At 41.9% G+C, this 5,624-nt stretch carries 4 protein-coding genes; all 4 read left to right on the top strand.

The genetic code is table 11. The annotated features are described in order from the left end of the window. The first annotated feature begins 148 nt into the window (after positions 1-148). The gene (locus F6K13_RS15735; RefSeq protein ID WP_161564287.1) at positions 149-310 is read left to right on the top strand and encodes a hypothetical protein; all 162 of its coding nucleotides are present in this window, start codon (positions 149-151) and stop codon (positions 308-310) included. 485 nt (positions 311-795) lie between these two features. Further along, positions 796-3,006, top strand: coding sequence for a phosphoketolase (locus tag F6K13_RS15740; RefSeq protein ID WP_124142743.1), 2,211 nt, complete (start codon positions 796-798; stop codon positions 3,004-3,006). A 124-nt stretch (positions 3,007-3,130) separates the two neighbouring features. After that, positions 3,131-4,999 carry a hypothetical protein gene (locus F6K13_RS15745; RefSeq protein WP_287287811.1) on the top strand — a complete coding sequence of 623 codons (1,869 nt, stop codon included), beginning with the start codon at positions 3,131-3,133 and terminating at the stop codon, positions 4,997-4,999. A 188-nt stretch (positions 5,000-5,187) separates the two neighbouring features. Beyond that, positions 5,188-5,624: transposase (locus F6K13_RS15750; protein WP_287287812.1), on the top strand; the 437-nt coding region annotated here is incomplete at its 3' end.

The raw sequence follows: 5,624 nt of genomic DNA on the forward strand, positions 1-5,624 counted from the left end.
GTTAGAAGAAATTCTGTTTGAGCGTTGTCAAGTTCTTTTAACACAGCAATTTGCAATCAAGGCTATAACCCAGTACCATTGGTGGCCGAAAATTCAGGTTTAATTACTCCGATGCTACCGGATTTGATATTATACAGCAGATTTAATCATGTTGAACAAAGTTGTGAAACAATTATCAGTAGCTACAGCAACAGTAGGATTAGTAACTTTAGGCGCGACTTTCGCTCATATCCAAACTGCTAATGCTGCTGCCATCAGGTCAGGATTTAACTCAAATACGGCCGTTCGCCCATACAAAAGTAATCTCTGACTTATTTTCATCATTTAGTATTGTCCGCGCCCTAATTACGTAGTGCTATATCTCGCAATTTTGTTGTTGAGGCCAAAAAATCCTTGAAAAGCAATTTTCTTTTAGAGACTTTTCTTAAACAATTAACAATGGCCTGGAATTGGCTGAAGAATACTCACAGACCATCAAGCTGAACCTGAAATACATCGTCATATTATTAACCACATTTATGAAAAAATGTCAATAAGTGAACCACCCATTTTAGGGGTCGAATGAGAGTATAAGCTTTTGGCATTGGTAGTTGGGTCGGAGTCATATTCTTATCTAGTTATCTTTTCGATTTTCTAATGACTTGAATTGTTAAGTTTTTTTCAATTTAGATATAACTTAATAAACATTGCTAGAGCTTATTACTATCCAAAGTAAAAGAAATTAACATCGATCCCTGTAGATGTTAAATTATTGTTAACTGAAAATTAAAGAGATAAAAATACAGATAAATTTGTATGACTGCAACAACGCCAAAACCAACAACAGTTCCAGATTTTTGCGAAGGTATCCAATATTTTGGAGAAGCTTGGCCTGATTTTGAGACCCACGGTAATACTCCAGCAATAGCAGAAGGAAGTAAAGCGATCGCCTCACCAAGGGACCCTGCTGGGGTATATCAAACTCTCCTCTATGCTGATGCTCTGCGTTACCTAATGCTACAAGTTACAGGCAGCAAAGCATCAGGACACCCTGGTGGTTTTGCTAGTCAAGCTGAAGCTTATGCAGCACTGGTAATGTTAGGCTACAAAAATATTATGACAGAAGTCGGACACCATGCCCCCGGTTTTTATAGCGCTGCATTTCTAGACCGCTCCCTAGAAGACATGGAAATCTCCACAGTACAGCAAATGCGCGATCGCTTCCGGGAAATGCACGGACTTCTCGGGCACCTATCTGGCTGCATCCCAGGACTTTTAAACCCTGCCGGACCACTGGGTCAAGGGCAACACTTCGCCATGGCAGCAGCATTATTACACCGTGACACTCTATTTCCATTTACCATGGGAGATGGTGGTATGGGCGAACCATACCCAGTCAGCGCCATGGCACATTTCAATACTGCTTATCCTGAAGTTACCAACTTTTTACCAGTATTAGTGTGGAATGGTTACAGTCAAGAACACCACAGTATGGTATCTACCAAAACCAATGAAGAAATGATTGCCTATTGGAAAGGTAACGGTTTTGCGGAAGTAGTACTGGTAGATGCTAAAGACTTCGACGACAAAAACCAAGCAGGAGATTATATAGATAGCAGTGCTTTCTCTTTTGAAAAGCGTCTAGAATTCACAAAAGCTGTATTAGAAAATGTGGATAAAGCTGCAAAATCTGCTCTCGGTGGCACACTTACCATTTTTATTATCAAACAACTTAAGGGTACAGGGGTTCATGCCAGAGGTTCAAAATCTCATAACCTCTATCCTAAAGATACTCTCGACAGTCCCCACATGATCGAAGCTCTCAAAGAACGTGCTTTACCAGTAGCAGGTTGGGAATTAGTCCGGAAAAATTGCGAACGTGCTGCTGGGGGTCCTGCTTCTAAAACTGTTGTCACTGAATTTGAATACCCGCTAGCAGAATTAGGTCAACTACCTCTAGAAGAATTTGCTGTTGGTGGAGATCCGAAAGTTGCCACAACTGCAATGGGAGCATTAATAGCTCATGTCGGTCAAAAAGACCCTCATTTCTTGCTGACAAATGCGGATGGTAACGCTGCATCGGGAATTAACAATGTTAACCAGGCATTGAAAATTATTCACCCCACCCCCGACGACATTTATTTCCAAGGCCCGAAAGGTCAAGTTTACGAACCTTTGAGCGAAGATGCTTGTGCGGGAATGGCTGCGGGTTTGGCATTGATGGGAGCGAGGACAGTTTGGTGTTCCTATGAATCTTTTGCTATTAACGGCGTACCTATTTGGCAGACTGTCACCCAAGCAATGGCTGAATTGCGTCACCTTACTCCTTCAACAATTACATTATTTACTGCGGGAGCATTAGAGCAGGGGCGCAACGGTTGGACGCACCAACGCCCAGAAATTGAGGCTTATTTTGCAGCGATGATGCGCAATGGGAATGTGTTTGCCCTGTTCCCACCCGATGCTAACAGTATTCAAGCTTGCTATGAGTGGGCGCTGACAACCAAGAATAAGGGTATAACAATCACTGCAAGTAAATCTCCGCTACCAATTCGGACTACTTTTGAACAGACAAGACAAGGGTTGCGGGATGGTGCTGTTGTTCTCCAAGAAGTTGCAGGAGACCAGACAGTTGTGTTTGCGGTAGTGGGAGATATGCCATTAATTCCAGTATTTGAAGCTGCTGCTTATTTGGAAACTGAAGGTATTGGGGTGCGCATAGTCTCGGTGATTAATCCCCGCCGTTTGTATCGTTCCCAGGATACAGGTTGGGATACTTGCTCTGAAGCTGATGGCGGATTTTTAGATGATGCTGGTTTTGAAAAGTTATTTGGTGGTGATGCCTTAATTGGCGTGACTGGCGGTGCGAGTTTAATGTTGGAACCGATAATGTTACGGAGTCAGGTTAAGCGGGATACCTTTGCTTGGCGTCGGGGAGAGACTGCTTCCAGTGCTGGTCAGGTGATGGCTTTTAATGGTTTAACTGCCGAGACTTTGACTAAGCGAGCGATCGAGTTGGTACATTGAGATGATGAGTTAATCTGAGTCGTAGGTTGGGTTAAGCGTTGATCGCAACCCAACACCCTAATGTCACTACACGGAAGTCATGCATTCAAAAGTCAAGAAGTAAGGTATTTGTCCTTACAAAGGTTTGGCTTATTTTGATTGTACAGAAGAGGATGCCAGATATTTCTATGGACGTACTGCTCTAACTGATGAATTATTAGAAAAGGTGCGTGTTGGTAATTTTCTGGCTGTCTTGGGTGCTTCGGGCAGTGGTAAATCTAGTGTTGTCAGGGCAGGATTGTTATATCAATTACAGTTGGGAAGGCGTTTGTCTGGTAGTGAAAGTTGGCAGATTAAAATTTTTCATCCTGGCGAACATCCCCTAAATTCTTTGGCACTCGATTTTTTAGATTCTGAGTTATCTGATATTAAACGCGCTACCCAATTAGCTCAAGCTGAGGAATTGATCAAAAAAGGTTCTGAAGGTTTGAGGCAAATAATTTCTGTGGCGGATACACCAAAACTGGTGCTGGTAGTAGATCAGTTTGAAGAAGCTTTTACCTTATGTCAGGATACCTCAGAACGTCAGCAGTTTTTTGCCTGCTTGTTTGATGCTTTACCGAAAACGGATAAACTCTGTTTAGTCTTGACTATGCGGGCAGATTTTTTTAGTAAATGTATTGAACAGGAATATAGCGGACTGGCACAACTTATGCAGCAACATGGTGTTGTTGTGATGGGAATGTCCGAAGAGGAGTTAAGAAAAGCAATTGTAGAACCAGCAAAACAGGTAGAATTGGAAATTGAGCCAGCACTGGTGGAACAAATACTGGCAGATGTAGCGGATGCTCCAGGGTATCTGCCATTGTTACAATATACACTGACAAGGCTGTGGGAGGAAAGAACAGATAATTGTTTGCAGCTCAAGACTTATGTGCAATTGGGTGGTGTGATGGGTACATTGCGTCAACGTGCTGATCAGGTGTATGAAGGATTTTCTGAAGAGGAAAAAGCAGCAGCGCGATATATTTTTCTAGAACTAACGCAGTTGGGAGAAGGTACCGAGGATACCCGCAGAAGAGTATTGCAGCCGAATTTAGTTAATGAGCGTTATGGAGAAAAACTGATTGAGACTGTAGTTCAGAAGTTAGCTGATGAAAAGTTGGTTGTTACGACTGAAATAGTAGCAAAAGGAGGACGAGCAGAGAGAGTAGCAGTGGTGGATGTGGCACATGAAGCATTGATTCGTCACTGGAGTCTATTGCGGAGTTGGGTGAGTGAAAACCGCGATGCAATTAGAGTCAAGCGTAAGATTGAGATGGCGGCTGAAGAGTGGGAAAGTCAAGGGAAATTAAAGGATTATTTGTTTGTGGGGTTAAAGTTGACGGAAGCAGAGAATTTTTTGGGGAATTATGAAAAGTTAGGTTTGCTGTCTGTGTTGGGGAAGGAATTTATGGATCGCAGCATTCGGCAACGCAAGATAAATAAATGGTTTAGGGTTGGGGAATTTGCTGCTTTTATCAGTGTGGTTGTGCTAGGAGCAGGTTTATCGATTTATTTGGGGATACAATTGAGTGTACAATTAGAAAACCAGACACTTTTTCAGATACAAAACCAGACACTTTTCCAGAATTTCGGAAGTCCTTCAGCAATTGCCTTTAGTCCAGATGGCAAACAGATTCTCAGTGCAAGTAGAGACAGGACTTTGCGCTTGTGGGATACAGATTCGGGTCAACTTCTCCGTACCATAGAAGGTCATACAGATGATGTCACAGCGGTCGCCTTTAGTCCAGATGGCAAACAGATTCTCAGTGCAAGTAGAGACAGGACTTTGCGCTTGTGGGATACAGATTCGGGTACACTTGTCGAGACCCAGGAATTAGAAGGTGATACAGATAGTGTCACGGCGGTCGCCTTTAGTCCAGATGGCAAACAGATTCTCAGTGCAAGTAGAGACAGGACTTTGCGCTTGTGGGATACAGATTCGGGTACACTTATCCGTATAACAGAGTAATCTTGGTCTTGGAGATGACTTAAACGGCTCATCAGTTTTGAAGTTTTGTGTTTTTTCATCTACATTGACTTAATCAAAGAATAACAATACAATGCCTTAGAAAAGCATACTATTAGACAGCCTCGACTTACGCATACATGAAATCCATCAGAACCAAGCTCAAACTGAATAACAAACAGAAAACCCTGATGGCTCAACACGCTGGTTATAGCAGATGGTGTTATAATTGGGGTTTAAATTTATGGAATGCTGCTTATAAAGATGGTTATAAACCAAATATTCGTAAGCTTAGAGAAACTTTTACTAACCACACAAAACCACTTTATCCCTGGATGAAAAACTTGTCATCTAAAGTCTATCAATATGCTTTTATCAACTTGGGTGAAGCATTTGAGAACTTCTTTCAAGGGTTAAGTAAATATCCAATATTTAAGAAAAAAGGTAGGTCTGATTCTTTCACAATTGATAATTCTGGAAGACCCATAGAATTAAATGGATGGAATCATAAATTACCTGTTATTGGTTGTGTCAAAACTTACGAACCTATTGAGGCAACAACTCAAAAAATAACCATTAGTAGACAAGCAGGCGATTGGTACTTAAGTTGTAGCTACGAATTTACTCC

It is taken from the genome of Okeania sp. SIO2B9, from assembly GCF_010672505.1.
Taxonomy (GTDB): domain Bacteria; phylum Cyanobacteriota; class Cyanobacteriia; order Cyanobacteriales; family Microcoleaceae; genus Okeania; species Okeania hirsuta.

What these genes read in the sequence shown, in the direction of transcription:
- F6K13_RS15735 (WP_161564287.1), top strand. Translation starts at nt 149, where the DNA reads ATGTTGAACAAAGTTGTGAAACAATTATCAGTAGCTACAGCAACAGTA.
- F6K13_RS15740 (WP_124142743.1), top strand. Translation starts at nt 796, where the DNA reads ATGACTGCAACAACGCCAAAACCAACAACAGTTCCAGATTTTTGCGAA.